Here is a 1,903-nt window from a genome sequence, read left to right on the forward strand (position 1 = left end):
TCGGCCTCCGCGCCCGCACCGGCTCCGGCTGCTCCCGCGCCGGCCGCCGCCGCGCCGCACGATCCCACCAGGAGCCCGTCGGCCGGCCTGCCGCATGCCTCGCCCTCGGTGCGCAAGTTCGCGCGCGAGCTCGGCGTGCCGCTCGAGGAGGTCAAGGGTTCCGGTCCCAAGGGCCGCATCACGCAGGAAGACGTCCAGGGCTTCACCAAGGCCGTGATGAGCGGCCAGGCCACCACCAAGGCTTCGGCCGCGGCCAAGCCCGCGGCCGGTGGCGGTGCCGACGGCGCCGCGCTGGGCCTGCTGCCCTGGCCGAAGGTCGACTTCACGAAGTTCGGTACGGTCGAGCGCAAGGACCTGTCGCGCATCAAGAAGATCAGCGGCGCGAACCTGCACCGCAACTGGGTGATGATCCCGCACGTCACGAACAACGACGATGCCGACATCACCGAGCTCGAAGCCTTCCGCGTCGCCACCAACAAGGAGAACGAGAAGTCGGGCGTGAAGGTCACGATGCTGGCCTTCGTGATCAAGGCGGTGGTCTCGGCGCTCAAGAAGTTCCCCGAGTTCAACACCAGCCTCGACGGCGACACGCTGGTCTACAAGCAGTACTTCCACATCGGCTTCGCGGCCGACACGCCCAACGGCCTCGTGGTGCCGGTGCTGCGCGATGCGGACAAGAAGGGCATCCTGCAGATCAGCCAGGAGATGGGCGAGCTCGCCAAGAAGGCGCGCGACGGCAAGCTCGGCGCGGCCGACATGCAGGGCGGCTGCTTCTCGATCAGCTCGCTCGGCGGCATCGGCGGTACGCACTTCACGCCGATCATCAACGCCCCCGAAGTGGCCATCCTCGGCCTCTCGAAGAGCGCGATGAAGCCGGTGTGGGACGGCAAGCAGTTCGTGCCGCGCCTGACGCTGCCGCTGTCGCTGTCCTATGACCACCGCGTGATCGACGGGGCCTCGGCGGCGCGTTTCAACGCCTACCTGGGCCAGGTGCTCGCCGACTTCCGCCGCGTGCTGCTATGAGCGCCGAGGCTGCTTCGGCGGCCGCTGCGCCCCTGGCGAACCGGCGCGAGGCCCCATGACCACGGTCGTGGCCGTCCGCAAGAACGGCCAGGTCGCCATGGCGGCCGACGCGCTCGTGACCTTCGGGGACACGCGGCTCACGCACCGGCAGGAGGCGAACCAGAAGATCTTCTCGATCGAGGACGCCGCCGGCCACAGCCTGTTCGCGATGGCCGGCGCCGCGGCGCACTTCCTGGTGCTGCAGCATGCGCTGGCCGCGCAGCCGCGCGAGTCGCTGCTGTTCGGCAGCAAGCACGAGGTGTTCCGCACCTTCACGATGCTGCATCCGGTGCTCAAGAGCTCGTTCTTCATGGAGACCAAGGAAGACGACCACGAGCCCTACGAGTCGAGCCAGTTCACGATGCTGCTGGCCAACGCGAGCGGGATCTACGGCATCTACAGCTACCGCGAGGTGTTCGAGTTCAAGCAGTTCTGGAGCATCGGCTCGGGACGCAGCTTCGCGCTCGGCGCCATGCATGCGGTGTACGACCAGAAGTCGCGCTCGGCGCGCGACGTGGCGGAGGCGGGGATCGCCGCCGCCTGCGAATTCGATCGCAATTCGGCCGGACCGGTCGACTCTCTCACACTCAAACTGAAAGTGTCCAAATGAGCGAACAACAAATCAAGGTGCCCGACATCGGCGACTTCGACGAAGTGGCGGTGATCGAGGTGCTGGTGAAGGTGGGCGACACGGTGAAGGCCGAGCAATCGCTGATCACGGTCGAATCGGACAAGGCCTCGATGGAGATTCCGTCGTCCGCGGCCGGCGTGGTGAAGTCGCTGGCGGTGAAGGTGGGCGACAAGGTCAAGGAAGGCTCGGTGGTGCTGACGCTGGAGGCGG

Annotated in this window: 3 protein-coding genes; all 3 read left to right on the forward strand. The window is 67.3% G+C overall.

The window, feature by feature from the left end; translation table 11 throughout:
• Positions 1-1,023: dihydrolipoyllysine-residue acetyltransferase (locus ACODT0_RS42260; protein WP_489044031.1), on the forward strand; the 1,023-nt coding region annotated here is incomplete at its 5' end.
• 55 nt (positions 1,024-1,078) lie between these two features.
• Complete coding sequence (locus ACODT0_RS42265) at positions 1,079-1,672, forward strand: Ntn hydrolase family protein (RefSeq protein ID WP_057593671.1); 594 nt, start codon at positions 1,079-1,081, stop codon at positions 1,670-1,672.
• Positions 1,669-1,903, forward strand: a 235-nt coding sequence (locus ACODT0_RS42270; RefSeq protein ID WP_489044032.1) for a biotin/lipoyl-containing protein, incomplete at its 3' end; no start/stop codon positions are given. The genes ACODT0_RS42265 and ACODT0_RS42270, both read left to right, overlap by 4 nt.

The sequence above is a fragment of the Variovorax sp. FG153 genome, from assembly GCF_057809595.1.

Coding starts and splice junctions, on each gene's coding strand:
- ACODT0_RS42265 (WP_057593671.1), top strand. CDS start 1,079: ATGACCACGGTCGTGGCCGTCCGCAAGAACGGCCAGGTCGCCATGGCG.